Genomic DNA, 14,473 nt, shown 5'->3' with positions numbered 1-14,473 from the left:
AGGGAAACGGACCTGCCCACCCCTTGCAACGCCAGCCGTGGAGCCGATCGCCTGAGGTGCGCGGCCCACCCCGGCTACGCCGGGGTGGGGGTGCCGGGGGAATTACACCACTGCAGGGGACGCGGGCGGCGCTCGCGGTTGTAGTAGCCCTCGATCCAGAAGGCCAGATCGCGCTGCAGCTGTTGCGGAGCGATCAGCTCCTTGCGATTGTCATCGAGGCTGGAAGTCCTGGTGCAGCAGGTTCTCCACCACCCCAGCGGCTCCGCTGCTGGCCCTGGAGCAAGCCCTGAACGCTCTGCGTGTCCTGGCCTTGAGTTGGGCACACTGCATGAGCCTGGCGACGCAATGGCGACCGACCTGGCGGCCTGCCGCACGCAGCTCCTGATGGATCCGTGGGGAGCCGTAGAAGCCGCGGTGCTCCTGGAATACCGCCTGGATCTCGGCGGTGATCACGGCGTTCTCCGCCGCCAGTGGTCCCGGCACCTCCTGCCGCTGCCGCCAGGCGTAGAAACCACTGCGGGCCACATCCAACTGACGGCACAACCAGGAGACGGGGTGACGACCTGAAAGCTCAGCGATCAAGCGAAACATTTCGGCGACTACTGCTCTTTCGCAAAGTGTGCCGCCGCCAGCCGAAAAAAATCCTTCTCCCTCCTGAGCTCCCGATTTTCCTTGCGGAGCCGGTTGAGCTCAGAGCGCTCCTCGCTGGTGAGCAGACCCTGGTCCCGGGGACTGGTAGAGCCCTGGTCAATACGGCTCTGCCGCAGCCAGCGGGCCAGGCTGCTGGACGGAAGGCCAAGGCGTTGAGCCACCACGTTGCAGGAGAGGCCCTCCTGCAGGCAGAGCGCAACAGCCTCCTGCTACTGCTGTGCCGTGAACCGGCGTCGTGACTTGGTGGCACTGGTCATTGATGGACAGTCTGGAGGTCATGGCTTGACCCTTGTTGACCTGTCCTCAAAACCGGGGGAGGCCCAGTGGGTTTGGTCTGCAGAGCCCGGTTGATCACCTCGGCCACCGTCTCGTCCTCGTAGGTACGAGGCCGGCCGGGACGCAGCTCATCGTTCAAGCCCTCCAGGCCAAGGTCCCGGTAACGTTTTCGCCACTTGCCGACGGTCACCCCCGGACAGCCCCATCCGTTTGGCGATGGATGTGTTGGTCTCGCCAGCACCGCAGGCCAGCACGATCTGAGCACGCTGCACGATCGAGTGGGGTAAAGAGCGGGAGTTGGCGATGCTCTGCAGCTGCTGAAGTTCGTCCTCCGTGGGGACCAGAGGCGGCATCGGACGACCGGCAGCCATGGAAAGGCTCCCTCGGGAGACATTCCATATTTTATCAGTCTTTTACGGGACTGCGCGCTAGGTTCTCGCGGTAATCTCGAGATTCACAACGGGATTTATGATCCCGTGGGATGTCTGTACCGACTCAGGGCCATGGAGGCGGCTACGGCTGAGTACAATTAGCGGAGGCCAATGAGGGGAGTTGATAGATGAATAGAGCTTCGAAAGACGGTGAGGGCGCCGGCTCCACTTTGAGCGCCATCTCGCGGGTGGTCTGCGTAGGGGCTTCGGCCGGTGGGCTGGAAGCCCTGCAGGAGTTCCTCGGCTCATTGACGCCTGATGGTTCCGCGATCATCGTTGCCCAGCATCTGGCACCGGATCACCCCACGTTGCTCGTCGAACTGTTGTCCCGTGCGACACGGTTCGAGGTCGAGGAGGCTGTTGACGGGAGTCCGCTCCGTACAAACAGCGTGACCGTGGTGCCGCCCAATCATGATCTGACCCTCGTCGGCGATCGGCTGGCCCTTGTGGAGGCTGCGGAGCGAGTGGGTCCCAGCCCGAGCATCGACCTGTTGTTCGAGTCACTAGCGCAGAGCTGGGGGGCACGCGCCGTGGGCGTCGTCCTGTCGGGGACGGGATCGGACGGCGCCCGTGGCCTGCGTGCCATCCGGGCTGCAGGGGGTCTGACGATGGTGCAGTCGCCGGAGTCGGCTCGCTTCGACGGGATGCCTCGCGCAGCACTTGCCCTCGGCAGCCCTGACGTGGTGGCCGACGCGGGAGAGCTCGGTCTCAGACTTGTCGCGATCCCGATCTCCGTGGGCGAGGGGGACGGGAATCTGCCTGCGGTCGAGGATGGCGTCATCACCCGGGTGGTGGCGCAGCTGAGGCGCTCGATCGGAATCGACTTCGCTGAGTACAAGCTATCGACGCTCAAACGGCAGGTGCAGCGGCGGATGGCGCTTCGGCAGATCGACGTCATCAGCGACTACGTGGCGTTGCTAGCCGCTGAACCCGATGAGGCGCAGGCGCTCAAGCAAAACCTCTTGGTGACGGTCACCTCGTTCTTCCGGGATCCGGAGGCCTTCGAGGTGCTACGAGACGTGCTTGGCACCTACCTTGCCCGTCCTGGCACTGACGAGGTTCTGCGCGTGTGGGTGCCCGGCTGCGCCACTGGTGAGGAGGTGTACTCGATCGCCATGATCGTCGGCGATCTCATGGGCCGGCCGGCCGACCTCGCCCGGAGATTGAAAATCTTCGGCACTGACCTGGATGAGTCGTCCCTGGCCTTGGCCCGACGCGCCGTCTACCCCGCCTCGGCCCTGTCGCGTATCCCGGAACCGTTGCGGTCGGCCTACGCCAGGCAAGGTGGCGACAGCTTCCATGTCGCCGACGTGCTGCGGGAGTGTGCCGTCTTCGCCCTGCACAACGTGTGCACCGACGCGCCGTTCCCTCGCATCGACGTGATCTCGTGCCGCAACACCCTCATCTATTTCTCTTCACCGCTGCAGCGGCGTGTGATCCGCCGGTTCAACTTCGCCCTCCGGTCGGGGGGGCTCCTCTTCTTAGGCGAGAGCGAGGGCCTCGGTCGTCATTGCGAGGGCTTCACGGTTGTCGATGCAGGTAGCCGCATCTTCCGGCACTCGGGTGAATGCCTGCCCTCGTACGAGCACGTTCCACCCCCGTTCGTCGCAGATGCCACCCGGCAAACACGACCCGCCCATCAACCGCTGACCCTTGAACCCGAGCGGAATGTTGAGCTGATCGCCTTGCTCGAACAGCTCGTGCGTTTCAGCGGCGACGCCTATGTTGTCCTGGACAACCGGCATCGGCCGGTCCATGTTGTCGGTGACGTCTCCTCCTACTGCCGGGTTCCCGAAGGGCCTCTGGCGGCGTCGGTTTCGTCCTTCCTGCGAGAAGAGCTGCGGGATGAAGCGCATGCGCTGCTTCTCCTTTGCCGTGGGAGCAACGAACCCGTCAGCGGGCAGTCACTGTCCATCGAAAGCGTCGATCACCCGTTCCACATGGCGGCCAAAACGCTACAGGTGGGCGAGAAAGCGTTCGCGGTGCTCGCCTTCGTGCCAGACACCGGCCGGAGTGTCGGCTCACCGACACCGCCTGATCGCAGCACGTCGTTTGACCATGAACTGAAGCGCCTCGAGCAAGAAGTACTCGTCAGCCAGGACGCCCTTCGCCGGTCCCTGGCCGAGCTCCAATCGGTCAACGAGGAACTCGAGGCGTCGTCGGAGGAACTGCAGGCTTCGTCGGAGGAACTGCAGGCGTCGAACGAGGAACTGCAGGCGTCGAATGAGGAACTCGCCGTTCTCAACCAGGAGTCCTTTCAGCGCGGTGACCTCCTGCAGCACCTGAACTCCCACCTCGCAAACGTTGAGGCCTCAATCAACCAAGGCATGGTCATCGTGGACCAGGACCTGCGCATCTCGCGGTTCACCCCGCTGGCCGTTCGGGTCTTCGGCCTCGTGGACACGGATGTCGGGCTTCCCGTGCTGTCCGCACGAACGACGCTCCCGATTCCTGGCCTGGCCGCAGCCCTGCGCGGCGTCGTAGGCGGCGGTCCTCGACTCAGCATCCAGGCTCGGGACGACGAGGTTTGCTACATGGTTCAAGTCCTGCCGTACAAGGACACCGACGGAAACCCTCTGGGCGCCATCATCACCCTGACTGATGTGACGGAGCTTGACAGCTTAAGGGCCACCGCCGAGGCGACCCTGGCCGAGCTGCAAGTCAAGTCCGAACTCCTCAATCGGACGGCGTTTGACGAGCTCACCGGGCTTTTTAACCGGAAGAACTTCGCGGACGCCTTGGCGAACGAGATCTCTCGTGCGTCCCGCACCGGTTCGCGACTCGCCCTCGCCTTGATCGACTTGGACCGCTTCAAGGAGGTGAACGACGAGCACGGGCACAACGCGGGCGACATAACACTGTGCGCCACGAGTACGCGGGTGCTGGAGGTCGTGCGTTCCACAGACGTTGTGGGGCGACTCGGCGGCGACGAGATCGGCGTCATCATCGTGGACTACAAGAGTCCCGCTGAGCTCGACGCCGTCCTGGATCGGCTGCTGGACACCCTCCGCCAGCCGGTTGATGTCGATGGCCGGGAGGCGAGAATCTCAGGAAGCATCGGGGTGGCGCTGTTCCCCGAGGATGCCCACTCACCGGAGGACCTGCTCAGGGCTGCGGATGCGGCCATGTACGAGGTCAAGGAACGCTCGGGGAACGGGTCTGCCTACTTCACCTCGTCGATGAACGAGGCGGCCGCTGAGCGGCGACGAATGCGCATTGACATCGGCGCGGCGATCGAAGGTCGCGATTTCGAAATGCATTATCAGCCCATCGTCCACGCGATGACGAACCACGTGTGGGGCGTCGAAGCCCTCGTGCGGTGGCGTCGCGACGGCCAACTCGTTCCAGCGTGCGACTTCATCGACTTCTGCGAGCAGAGTGGCCAGATCCGCGCACTGGGTCTGCTGACACTTGCATTGCTGCGCAACGATCTGCCGATCATCCAAGCCACTGGCCACGAAGACTTGCGCGTCACCTTCAACGTGTCAATCACGCAGCTTGAGGATCCCAACACCTTGAACACCATCGCCGCCATTGACGCGCCAGACGGCCTCGGTGGTCTTGTCGTTGAGATCGTCGAATCCGTCTTCCTCCCCCGCCACAGCAAAGCCTTGGAGCTGCTGGATACCCTCGTGGCGCTTGGAGCCGAAGTGTGCATTGATGACTACGGATCCGGCTACTCGAACTTCGGACTCCTGCAAGCACTCACCCCCGCCTACATCAAGCTTGACCGATCGTTCTTGAGCCAACAGCAAGGATCCGAAATTCGAGCTGCCCTCATCCGCTCGGCCGTTGAGATATCCCATGTGATCGGTGCGACGGTCGTCGTCGAAGGAGTCGAGGATGACGAGCATCTGGGACTCGCTCGCGACGCCGGCGCCGAATACGTGCAGGGATACGCCATTGCCCGACCCATGCCACTCGCTGACCTGACGACGTGGCTAGCCGATCAGCCCTCCCAAGCCTGACCCCGGCTCACAGGAGCCCCCCGAGCCTCCCATGCGCTCCATGCTGGCAGGACGGTGATCCTGCTGGCGGTGCCAGCGTTATGGCTGGACTTCTTCTGCTCGCTCGGAGATGGGGTGGAGAGCCCCAGCGATGTGGACGCTTGCTGCCGATTGATCGAGGCACGTCTCATCGACGCATGAGACAGCCATCACCCGGCGACCCCACGAGCCCGAAAGACGGCTGGTTAAGTAACGGCCGCCAGGTGCTGCGCTTTCGCCCGACCCGCTGGGAGCGCCTGGTGCAGCGGCTGGGAATCACCACCTGCGAGTGGCTCCCCGATCAGGAGATCTCGTTGCTGTAATCGCCCCGGGGAACAGTCCCGGGATCCTGAGCTTCTGAAGCTTCAGCACTGGGGTGAAACTTCAGAAAGGCCTGGATCATCAACCTGGCCCTGGTGGAAGACGGCCAGGCCTTTGCCTACCGCCGCTTCCTGGGCCAGTGCGACGCCAAGGCCTACCTGAATGCTGAGGTCCGGGTGTCTCGCCGCCGCACCAGGGCATGGAGGGTGACAGGCGGCATCACTCGCCCTCGGACTTCCGTCGCGGCAGAGCTTCCGCTCGATCCGGTGGAGATTCAGGATCCGTTCCTGGGGGCCGGCGGGACGCTGCGCTTGAGTCCAGGACGGTGATGTCGTGAGCGTCACCCTGGCTAGTGGATCAAGGCATCCCAGTGGCGTCTTCCATAACAATCCACACCGTCATCGGCATCCCCCCTTGCACTTGTGGTGGCAGACGCGAACATCTGTCTACTACCGGTCGATTGATGACAGCCATGGGACCGTCAACGGATTTCACTGAGGCTTTGGCCGTCCTGGGCCTGAGAACCACGCCCGGAAGCCGGCAGGAACTGGCCCGGCGGGTGGCCGCGCGGCACCCGGCCTCACGGCCGTGGAGCACAGTGCAAACTGCGGCCTATCGGCGGGTGTGGGAAGAGTTGGAGAGCGGCTGCGAGGCCGACGTCCCTCTGGCGGCCTGAGAACGCCCATCGCTTCGAGGATCACCAGTTGCGGTCTCGCGGGACGAACCTATGAGGACACGGTCGATGATTCCCGATCCACCGGATGTGGCGACAGCGCTTGATCTTCTCGGCCTGACGGTGGTTCCGGAGGATTTCGAGGCGTTGTCATGCCAGGTGGCCTGGACGCACCCTGCTGCTGTGGCCATGAGCGATGCCCAGAGCCTGGCCTACCGGGTGGTGTGGGAGGCGGTGGAGAAATGCATCGAGAGCCGGACGCGAGTTGACCTCTGACAGGCAGACCGGCCACCCGCCTTAGACCAGGATTCATGCACAGACCCGGACTAGGTATCCCTCCCTACGTCAACCACTTAACTGCATCCGTAACTTTCTGTTGTACTTACAACCGTTTCCCGTGGCGCGAGTCACTCAAGCCAACGACACCTGGTTCCTGGACACTGCCGCCAAGCAAATCCGAGACGAGGACCTCAGACGCGCTGAGCGTCTCAACGGACGCATCGCGATGCTGGGGTTCACGATCGGTCTGATCGTGGAGGCGTTCAGCGGAGATGGCATCCTCCAGCAGATCGCTGATCTCGCTCTTCTGTCCCAGCGTTGAAGCCGGTCGTTTTCTGTGCTTCACCAACGTCTGCGGCCACCACCATCGCCCTTTTCCCTGGCCGGCCCTCCAGCCGATGGCGCCGGCTTTTTTGCGGTCGGAGTGCGAGAGGGGGCTGCAGTCTCAAGCGCTGCCGATCATCCCCATGCCCGCAACGCTGCGGCGTGTCGAAGGAATCCTCGGCGGGCGGTGTGAGGAGATGAATGACGACCAGCGAGAGCATCGCCCTGAGGATCCAACCGCGCAGCCTTCGCACCGAGGTGGTGGGGCTGAGAGATGACGCGGTGGTGATCCGCCTGACGGCCCGGCCGGTGGAAGGACCGCCAAATGAGGCGATGCGACGATTCGCCTCCGAGCGACTTGGCGTCGCTCTTAGCAGGGTGGTTCTGGTGCGTGGCCAGAGCAGCTGGGGCAAATGGATGGCCGTGGAGGAGTTCTCGGATGACGTGCTCCGCTGTGCTCTTTTGGGGATGAGCGCCCCCCCAGTGAGGAGCTGAGCCTCTCTGGCGCTTGGGATTGTCTCTGGCACGGTTGCAGGCCGGCACGACAACTGCAAGGCGATCGGCACCGATCAAAGGTCCGAGTGCTGTTGCGCCATGGTCACCTGTATTTCGATGGGAATGGTGATGGGGTGGCCTGCGAAAGCTTCCGCTGAAGGGGCGGGCAACCGCACTTTGCTGCTTTGGCCGACATCAGCATGTTTGTTATAGTCGAGCTAATCGATGCTTCACCAACATGGCCCTCTCCGGATCTGAACTGCTGACCAAAGTCAAGGAGCAGGGCGATGCCTCCAAGTCCGAACTGGTGCGGGCTGCCGGCTACGTCAGCACCAAGAAGGACGGCAGCGAACGGCTGAACTTCACCGCCTTCTACGAGGCCCTGCTGGAGGCCAAGGGCGTGAACCTTGGGGAAGGGAGCGGCAGCGCCAAGGGTCGCGGTGGCCGGAGCCTGAGTTATGTGGCCACCGTGCAGGGCAATGGCAACCTGCTGGTGGGCAAGGCCTACACCGCGATGCTCGATCTAAGGCCTGGCGATGAGTTCGCGATCAAGCTCGGCCGCAAGCAGATCCGCCTGATTCCTGCTGGTGGGGCTGACGAGGAGGAGTGAACCTTCCAGCAGCGGGCCCTTCGCGCCGAGGTCACCACAACGGCTGACATGACACCAGTAACCCGGTGACATGGTCGGGCCACTGGGCCAGCACCAGCAGCTCACGGGGGTCACGGGCAAAGCCTTTCTGGGAAAGGGCCGCGAATTGGGCTAGGTTGTCGTGGGTGACCAACGCCCCACGGGCTTCAGCGACCTCGATGGCATCGAGGAACTCCTGGCCTTGTTCGGCAAGGCAGCGTTGGTAGGCCTCCTCGAAGCTCACGCCCTGCTCCTGCAGCCGCATGTAGGCATCGAATTCCGGCGGGCTGTGATCGAGGAAGGCGGGCAGGCTCCTCAGAGCACCGATCGTGATGCCTTCTGTCTGGGTGTGGATGATCGCCACCGTGGCGTCCAGCGACCAGCTGGGCAGGGCGAGCAGCTTGCCCGCGGCGATCTGCAGATGCCAGCGGTAGTCCTCAGCGAGGGCCTGGTGGGTCCGGGCGAGATCAGCCATGGAACAGCGGGTCACGACAAAGCCCGGTGACGAAGCCACCGGGCTCAGAAGGAGTTTGGTTGGTGGGGCGGAGTGGCTGACGCTGGCGCCTGGGGCCAGGGTTCCAGTGGGGCTTCCCGCTGGGTCCGGGGCACCTGGAGCTGAGCTCGTGAACGGTGCGATGGACGGCGACGGCGTGACACGCCAGGGAAGCCAGAGATCCGTTGAGAGTGTTGGAGCAGGGGCCGGATCGTCAGCGCGCTCCTGACGCCTGCCCCGGGGGAGTGTCATTCATCAAAGGGCCTCCGAATCCGATGCAGCCCCCACACCTCCGCAAAGCCGCCTCGTTCGGCACATCGGCATCAAACCAGCATGAGTAGTGAGCATCACATCAATGAGATATTCCGCAACGTTCGGTGACTTTCAGGGAAGGTGTCACTCCTTGGTTGCCACTCAGGCGGCCACGATTAGTGGTAGCGCGTGGATCGGTTCGGGCTCCTCTGGTGGCTTGTTGATCCACACTTCTTCGGGTTGATGCCAGCAGCGGGTGCTTCGGCTCCACCGAGTTGGATTGGCCCGATGGGCCTTCTCGTAGACATCGGCTCGCTGCTTACAGATTGCGGTGGCGGCTCCGCTGTGGCGTTGAAGGGGGCGTGACGAATTTGATGCCGCTGTGGCGGTGCCGGTGGTTGTACCAATCCACAAATGCCGCCACCCACTCGCAGGCCTCGTCTTTGCTCGCGAATGGCCGGTTCGGATAGTCGGGCCGGTATTTGACCGTTCGGAACAGGGATTCCGAGTAGGGGTTGTCGTTGGAGACCCTTGGCCTGGAGAAGGATCTCAGCACCCCCATCTCCTCCAGCCGTGATTCCAGCGTGGCCCCACGCATGGCATTGCCGTTGTCGGCGTGGAGGATCAGTCGAGGCTGCTGGCACTGGTGGCTGCCAAAGCCGCCGGGCCGGCGGTAGCGCTCCTTGAGGCAGGCTCGCTGCACCAGATCCGCCGCGATGTCAGTCGACTCCACCTCGGCCATATCCCAGGCCACCACCTTGCGGCTCCAGACGTCGACCACCAGGTAGAGGTACAGCCACACCCCCCGCACCGTGGTCGGCAGGAAGCTGATATCCCAGCTCCAAAGCCGGTTTGGGCCATCCGCCCGCAGGCGCGGTACGGAGCGCGGTGCCTGCGGTAGCCGGGCCCGCCCGCGGCGGTGGCACTGCCCCGCCTGGTGCAACACCCGATAGAAGCTGCTCTCTGAACCTATGAACAGCCCCTGATCAGCCAGGTACGGTACGTTCTGCCCCGGCGGCAGCGAGGCGTACTCCGGCTGGTTGCAGGTGAGCAGGATCCGCTGGCGTTCCTCCTCACTCAGGCGGTGAGCGACATGGCGGGGGCTGCCTTTACGGCGGTCCTTGCCGTCCCCATCACCACCAAAGGCCTTGCGCCAGCGTTTGAGGGTGCGCAGGCAGATACCGATCTCACGGCAGGCGCTCACCAGGCGGGCGCCAGCGGCATGCGCCTCGCCGATCAGATCAATCGGCCCCGGTCGTAGGCGGTTAGCCCACAGCGCTGGGCCGCTTCCCGTCAGGCGGCATCGAACGCCTGCCAGCGGAAGCTGCGGGGATCGCGGCGGCTGTGGCTGCGGTCCACGGCCTGGTGGGTGGTGATCCTGCTCATCGGGATGCCGAAGGCCGCCTGCCAGAGCAGCACCTGGCCCGCCGCCACCCGGTATTGCTCCGGCGTGTAACCGGAGTGGGCATCGCCATCGCCGCGGCCATCGGGCGGGCTCTCCAGGCTCAGGTGCAGGGCCACGTTGTTGAGCGATCCCACCGACTGGGGCTGGATCCGGACGGTGAAATCGCCAAAGGCCGCCATGCCCGCCCCGAAGGCGCGGCCCGCATCGGGCACGATCCGCAGCCGCTGGCCCGCGCGATCCAGCAGCAAGTGGTAGCTGGCCTGGTCGTCGTCGCGGGGGTGGGGGGTGGCGAAGCGGCGGGCCGTGTCGGCGGCGCTGATCACCGTTTCGTGCAGCACGATCAGCTGTGGCTGGTGCGGCACCTCGCGGCCGAAGGCATCGCGGCGCTGGCGCTCGCCGAAGTTGGTGGCATCGGCGGGGCGGGGCAGCTCGGGGGGCAGGGGTTTCAGGCCGGAACCGGCCAGGTTCTGCACCGGGAACGGGGGGCGGGGGCCGCAGCCGGCCTGGGGCATCAGGAGCAGCAGGGGAAGCAAGGCTCCGGCGGAGCGGCGAGCCCCGGCCAGGCCGGAGCCGGGGACACGCCAACCCTCATCCCTGCCCTTGGCGGCCTCAGCCACACCCCCGCCAGCTGGAACCCCGTCACCACGCTGTCCCTCAGCACCTTGGTCGTGGTGAACGTCGCTGTCGCCGTGCCTATCGCAGCGGATGTCGCTGTTGAAGTCGAGGTCGTTGTCGATTTCGATGCCGCGCCCGTTGCCTGCCACGCCACCCCATGCTCGTTGCCCCAGTCAGGAGCAACGCGGGGGCGGCGTCAACACCGCTGCCGTTTGCCGCGCCGCTCCGCTACGACGGGGTGATTCCACGGGCCGGACCTCCCAAGGCATGGAGCAAGGCCAGGACAACTCCCACTCCCAGCCGGACCCGCTCTGGCTGCAGCAGCAGAAGCGTCGCCTGGCTGAGGAACTGCGCCCGTGGCGCCTGCTGATCTGCACCAGCGATCTGCCCTCCGGCCTGCTGATGGTGGCCAACCTGCTCGACACCCCTCCGGGGCAGCCATCCCAGCAACTGCTGGGCCTCTGCCTGCGGGCCGCCGATGCGCCGGCGCTCCTGCCGGAGATCGCCACCGACGTGCTGGTGCTCTGCCAGGAGTTCCTGCAGGACGGGTCGGCCCTGCCGGTGCTGGACCAACTGCTGCGGCGCCCCTCGCCGCCCACCGTGCTGCTCAGCCTGGCCAACCCGCACCGGGTGGTGATCCGAGCCGCCCTGGCGTCCGGCGTGCAGGGCCTGATCAGCCGGGAGAACGTGGGACGGGGCGTGGTGCTGCAGGCCCTCGCCAGCCTGGGCCGGGGGCAGGCCTTCCTCGATGCGCGCTGCCAGACGGTGCTCACCGATGCGAGCCCGGCCAGCCACGAACTCACCGCCCGCGAGGTGGAGATCCTCGCCCTGGTGGCCGAGGGCTGCACCAACCGGGCCATCGCCGAGCGGCTGCAGATCGCCGAGGTCACCGCCCGCGACCACGTGCAGCGAATCCTCTCGAAGCTGCAGGTGCCGGATCGCACCGCCGCCGCCGTGGCCGGCCTGCGGCTCGGCTACCTCCCCTGAATCCCCAGGCCGGCCCGGTGCTGAGCCCCGAGCGCGGAATCCTTCATCTGCAGGATGGCGGCGGCGCAGGGGCCGTCGAAGGATCGGGGTCCTCCGCCTTCCCTCCCCCCATGGCCATCACCACCGCGGGCAGCACCCCAGGCATCAGCCTGAACCTCACGATCCGCAAACAGTGGAACGGCGCCTTTGACGGGGACATCAGCCTCACCAACACCGGCACCACCGCCCTGAGCCAGTGGAGCGTGAGCTTCGTGAGCCGCTATGCGCTCAACAAGGTGAGCAACTTCTCCCTGCAGCAGAGCCGGCAGGCTGATGGCACCTGGCTGATCACCCTGCGTCCCCCCAGCTGGGGCACCACCCTGCTGCCCAACCGCGCCAGCCGCTCCTACCTGCAGGGAGCCCTGCCTAGCGGCACCCGGTTGGCGAGCCTGAGCGCCAGCGAGGTGCTGCTCGCCGGCAGCAGCGGTGGGGGCAGCTCCTCGCCTGCGCCGATCCCCACTCCAACGCCAACGCCGACTCCAACCCCGACACCCAATCCCACGACCCCCGGCACCGGTGGCGGCGCCACAACCACCCCCCTCACCCCCGGGGGGGTGAACTCCGGCAATGCCGCCGATCTCCTTTGGGGCGAGCGCTTCTTCGCCCCCTATGTCGACATGGGCCTCTATCCCGTGCCCGATCTTGATGGCCTCGCCCGCCAGCACGGCGTGGGGCTATTCAGCCTCGCCTTCATCCAGGCCACCCCCGCCGGTGATGCCGCCTGGGCCGGCCTGCAGGCCCTCAGCCTCACCAGCACCAACAGCCAGGCCATCGCCATCCGCAATGAGATCAGCCAGCTGCGGGCGATCGGCGGCGACGCCATGGTGTCGTTCGGCGGCGCCAGCGGCACCAGCCTGGCCCAGAAACTGGCCGCCAGCGGCGCCACCGCCACTGAGCTTGCCAACCGCTACCGCCAGGTGATCGACAGCCTGGCCCTCAACCGCATCGACTTCGACATTGAAGGCGCTGCCCTCAGCAACCGGGCCGCCAACCAACTCCTCGCCGATGCGCTCAGGCTGGTGCAGCAGAGCCATCCAGGTCTCGAGATCTGGTACACCCTGCCGGTACTGCCCCAGGGCCTCACCGCCGACGGTCTGGCCGTGGTGCGCCAGGCGCTCAGCGCCGGCGTGCAGCTCGATGGGGTGAACCTGATGACCATGAACTACGGCGACGGCGCCGCACCACCGGCCCGGCAATCGATGGGGCAGTACGCGATCGATGCCGCCAACGCCAGCTTTCGCCAGCTGGGCGCTCTGTTCGGCGGCTTCGGCCAGGCTTTCGGCTGGAACCAGCTCGGCATCACCCCAATGATCGGTGTCAACGACATCCGCAGCGAGGTGTTCAGCACCGCCGATGCCCAGCTGGTGGAGGACTTCGCCCGCAGCAAGGGCGTGGGCATGCTGGCGATGTGGTCGATCGCGCGGGATAACCCCGGCCCCCTGGGCCAGGTGGCGAACACCCACACCGGCACCACCGCCGCCAGCGGCAGCTACAGCGCCATCTGGGGCGACTACGGCACCGATCCCGTGATCTCCGGTGGGGTCACAGGCGGCGGGGGCGGCGGCGGTAGCCCGGCTGGAAGCGGCGTGGCCGGTGGAACGGCTGCGGGCGGCACCACCATCGCCGTGGCGGCTGCCACCACGGCCCTCACGGCCAGCGCCACCACGGCCGAGCGCTTCCAGCTCGGCTGGGCCTGGGGCCGCAAACTCACGATCAACGGCTTTGATCCGCTCCAGGATGCGATCGACCTGAAGGGCTTCTGGGCCGAAGGCCAGCAGGCCCGCGTGGTGGCCACCCCCGATGGATCGAGCCTCCTGCTCGACTTCAACGCCCAGCAGGTGCTGTTGCCCGGCGTGGCCGCCTCGGCCCTCAGCGGCCCGGCGCTGCAGATCTGGCAGGGCTGAAGCCAGGCGCAGGGAGAGGCTCAGATCAGCCGATAGCCGAACCAGTCCGGGATCTGGGGCTGCTCGCGGCCTTAGCCGCTGCATCGGCAGGCTCGGCCGGATCAGCGCCAAGGCTGAGCTGCACCTCAAGGCAGTCGTCCACGCTGCTGGCCAGGAAAAACCCGAAGGCATGCAGCTCCGCCAGCTGCTGCGGGTCGTAGCCACCGACTCCGTCTACAGCATCACTCCCCTCTCGCTCAGCATCTGGTTCACACCCTCGAGGATCTGCTCCGCGATCCGGTGCTCTTCCAGCAGATGGCGAAAGTTGAGGATCGTGGTCTCATCAGGGATCCTCCCTTCCATCGTCTCGATTCCGGCGAAGCGGCGGAAGCAGGGCCTATCAATCAGCATCTCTTCCATCAAGGGATCTGAAAGCGTGAACCACTGCTGCAGCAGGTGGATCCGCAGCATCACCTCCAAAGGAATCGGCGGACGACCTCCCTTGCTGGACGGCTTGTGATAGACGGGCTTGATCAAGGCCAGAAACGCTTCCCAGGGAACCGTGATCTCCATCTCGTCCAAGAAGCGCTGACGACGCGTCCTCTTATGGGAACTTCGAAAAATCAACAAGGCACTTGATTGTGGCATGATTCCGATTATGATCGGTTAAGCAATCTTCACAACAACTGTGGGTCAGAGAGGCTTCTGGGACGAGCAGCAAAGAGTCACAAAGCT

The 14,473-nt window shown here is 65.3% G+C and carries 14 protein-coding genes and 1 pseudogene; 8 read left to right on the top strand and 7 right to left on the bottom strand.

What is annotated here, in order from left to right:
• Nucleotides 1-210 precede the first annotated feature (210 nt).
• The 3 genes from KBZ33_RS19000 to KBZ33_RS21930 all read right to left on the bottom strand — a co-directional run bounded on the left by KBZ33_RS19000 (nt 211) and on the right by KBZ33_RS21930 (nt 1,321).
• Nucleotides 211-582, bottom strand: a complete 372-nt coding sequence (locus KBZ33_RS19000) for an IS3 family transposase (protein ID WP_254952454.1) — start codon at nt 580-582, stop codon at nt 211-213.
• Between the two features lie 17 nt (nt 583-599).
• On the bottom strand, nt 600-812 hold the full coding sequence (locus tag KBZ33_RS21935) for a hypothetical protein (protein ID WP_396108832.1): 213 nt from the start codon (nt 810-812) through the stop codon (nt 600-602).
• A gap of 92 nt (nt 813-904) precedes the next feature.
• Nucleotides 905-1,321 (bottom strand): helix-turn-helix domain-containing protein, encoded by a 417-nt coding sequence (locus KBZ33_RS21930; protein ID WP_396108830.1) that lies wholly within the window; start codon nt 1,319-1,321, stop codon nt 905-907.
• A 207-nt stretch (nt 1,322-1,528) separates the two neighbouring features.
• Here KBZ33_RS21930 and KBZ33_RS18995 point away from each other — a divergent pair, with 207 nt between their 5' ends.
• From KBZ33_RS18995 to KBZ33_RS18975, 6 genes are all read left to right on the top strand, one after another.
• Nucleotides 1,529-5,326: an EAL domain-containing protein gene (locus KBZ33_RS18995; protein WP_254952452.1), complete on the top strand. Its 3,798-nt coding sequence runs from the start codon at nt 1,529-1,531 to the stop codon at nt 5,324-5,326.
• Nucleotides 5,327-5,502: 176 nt separating this feature from the next.
• Nucleotides 5,503-5,667, top strand: a complete 165-nt coding sequence (locus KBZ33_RS18990) for a hypothetical protein (RefSeq protein WP_254952451.1) — start codon at nt 5,503-5,505, stop codon at nt 5,665-5,667.
• Nucleotides 5,668-6,392: 725 nt separating this feature from the next.
• Entirely contained in the window at nt 6,393-6,614 is a 222-nt protein-coding gene (locus tag KBZ33_RS18985; protein ID WP_255011908.1) for a hypothetical protein, read from the top strand.
• A 121-nt stretch (nt 6,615-6,735) separates the two neighbouring features.
• Entirely contained in the window at nt 6,736-6,939 is a 204-nt protein-coding gene (locus KBZ33_RS18980; protein ID WP_254952448.1) for a chlorophyll a/b-binding protein, read from the top strand.
• Between the two features lie 203 nt (nt 6,940-7,142).
• Nucleotides 7,143-7,436, top strand: coding sequence for a DUF167 domain-containing protein (locus KBZ33_RS21925; protein ID WP_254952447.1), 294 nt, complete (start codon nt 7,143-7,145; stop codon nt 7,434-7,436).
• 238 nt (nt 7,437-7,674) lie between these two features.
• Nucleotides 7,675-8,046 (top strand): AbrB family transcriptional regulator, encoded by a 372-nt coding sequence (locus KBZ33_RS18975; RefSeq protein WP_254952445.1) that lies wholly within the window; start codon nt 7,675-7,677, stop codon nt 8,044-8,046.
• Between the two features lie 31 nt (nt 8,047-8,077).
• Here the strand turns inward: KBZ33_RS18975 and KBZ33_RS18970 are convergent, their stop codons facing one another.
• The 3 genes from KBZ33_RS18970 to KBZ33_RS18960 all read right to left on the bottom strand — a co-directional run bounded on the left by KBZ33_RS18970 (nt 8,078) and on the right by KBZ33_RS18960 (nt 10,978).
• The gene (locus KBZ33_RS18970) at nt 8,078-8,539 is read right to left on the bottom strand and encodes a hypothetical protein (RefSeq protein WP_254952443.1); all 462 of its coding nucleotides are present in this window, start codon (nt 8,537-8,539) and stop codon (nt 8,078-8,080) included.
• A 589-nt stretch (nt 8,540-9,128) separates the two neighbouring features.
• Nucleotides 9,129-10,013: an IS3 family transposase gene (locus tag KBZ33_RS18965; protein ID WP_254952442.1), complete on the bottom strand. Its 885-nt coding sequence runs from the start codon at nt 10,011-10,013 to the stop codon at nt 9,129-9,131.
• Nucleotides 10,014-10,102: 89 nt separating this feature from the next.
• The gene (locus tag KBZ33_RS18960) at nt 10,103-10,978 is read right to left on the bottom strand and encodes a peptidoglycan recognition family protein (protein ID WP_254952440.1); all 876 of its coding nucleotides are present in this window, start codon (nt 10,976-10,978) and stop codon (nt 10,103-10,105) included.
• 118 nt (nt 10,979-11,096) lie between these two features.
• On the opposite strand from KBZ33_RS18960, the gene KBZ33_RS18955 reads away from it, so the two are divergent.
• Nucleotides 11,097-11,816, top strand: a complete 720-nt coding sequence (locus KBZ33_RS18955; RefSeq protein WP_254952438.1) for a response regulator transcription factor — start codon at nt 11,097-11,099, stop codon at nt 11,814-11,816.
• A gap of 110 nt (nt 11,817-11,926) precedes the next feature.
• Nucleotides 11,927-13,759 carry a glycosyl hydrolase family 18 protein gene (locus KBZ33_RS18950; RefSeq protein ID WP_254952436.1) on the top strand — a complete coding sequence of 611 codons (1,833 nt, stop codon included), beginning with the start codon at nt 11,927-11,929 and terminating at the stop codon, nt 13,757-13,759.
• Between the two features lie 216 nt (nt 13,760-13,975).
• Here the strand turns inward: KBZ33_RS18950 and KBZ33_RS18945 are convergent.
• Nucleotides 13,976-14,386 (bottom strand): annotated as a pseudogene (locus KBZ33_RS18945) (transposase); the annotation flags it as partial.
• Nucleotides 14,387-14,473 lie beyond the last annotated feature (87 nt).

Source organism: Cyanobium sp. Cruz-8D1, from assembly GCF_024345975.1.
Classification (GTDB): Bacteria; Cyanobacteriota; Cyanobacteriia; order PCC-6307; family Cyanobiaceae; genus Cyanobium.
The sequence above is the reverse complement of the archived record's forward strand: the minus strand, read 5'-3'. Positions and strand labels throughout refer to the sequence as shown.

Coding starts and splice junctions, on each gene's coding strand:
- KBZ33_RS21930 (WP_396108830.1), bottom strand. CDS start 1,321: ATGTCTCCCGAGGGAGCCTTTCCATGGCTGCCGGTCGTCCGATGCCGC.
- KBZ33_RS18990 (WP_254952451.1), top strand. CDS start 5,503: ATGAGACAGCCATCACCCGGCGACCCCACGAGCCCGAAAGACGGCTGG.
- KBZ33_RS18985 (WP_255011908.1), top strand. CDS start 6,393: ATGAGGACACGGTCGATGATTCCCGATCCACCGGATGTGGCGACAGCG.
- KBZ33_RS21925 (WP_254952447.1), top strand. CDS start 7,143: ATGACGACCAGCGAGAGCATCGCCCTGAGGATCCAACCGCGCAGCCTT.
- KBZ33_RS18975 (WP_254952445.1), top strand. CDS start 7,675: ATGGCCCTCTCCGGATCTGAACTGCTGACCAAAGTCAAGGAGCAGGGC.
- KBZ33_RS18970 (WP_254952443.1), bottom strand. CDS start 8,539: ATGGCTGATCTCGCCCGGACCCACCAGGCCCTCGCTGAGGACTACCGC.
- KBZ33_RS18955 (WP_254952438.1), top strand. CDS start 11,097: ATGGAGCAAGGCCAGGACAACTCCCACTCCCAGCCGGACCCGCTCTGG.
- KBZ33_RS18950 (WP_254952436.1), top strand. CDS start 11,927: ATGGCCATCACCACCGCGGGCAGCACCCCAGGCATCAGCCTGAACCTC.